Genomic DNA, 534 nt, shown 5'->3' on the forward strand with positions numbered 1-534 from the left:
TAGAACGCATTTTCTGACGGTTTTCGACGTACTCCGCCAAGCGCTCTAAAACCGTATCAAGGTGTCCAGATTTTTCACCCGCGGCGACCATAGAGCGAAACAGTTCGTCAAATACGTGTGGATAATCACCTAGGCTATCTGCCAATGGGTAACCTTCGGTGACTTTGGAGCGAACTGCAGCGATCATGGTGCGAATTCGTGGCTTTTCTGCTTGTTCAGAAACTGCTCGAAGACACTCTTCAAGAGGCATACCTGATTGAACAAGTGTGGATAATTGACGCGTGATCAGAGCCAGTTCAGCCGTTTTGATACCACGTTTGAAGCCCACTGAGCCTGAAGACTTAGCCGCCTTTGCTTTGGCTTCCACGACCTCAACAGGGATCATTCCTTGTTCTTTCAGTCGTTGGCGCACTTGACGAGCGTTATCCCCTTCAATCGTGCCTTTTTTTTGTTTGCCTTTTGCATCCAGCGCTTTGTATTCAAATGCTGCCATTACGCTTCCTTCGTCACTCGCATCACTTCTTCAAGTGACGT

The 534-nt window shown here is 48.3% G+C and carries 1 protein-coding gene; it reads right to left on the bottom strand.

Going from position 1 to position 534, the window contains the following annotated elements; all coding sequences use genetic code 11:
• On the bottom strand, positions 1-493 hold a 493-nt coding region (locus tag R8O10_RS27215), incomplete at its 3' end, for a type II secretion system F family protein (protein WP_318192230.1).
• Positions 494-534: the final 41 nt, after the last annotated feature.

Origin of the sequence: Vibrio sp. 1727 (genome assembly GCF_033344415.1) — a bacterium.
GTDB classification, from domain to species: domain Bacteria; phylum Pseudomonadota; class Gammaproteobacteria; order Enterobacterales; family Vibrionaceae; genus Vibrio; species Vibrio alginolyticus.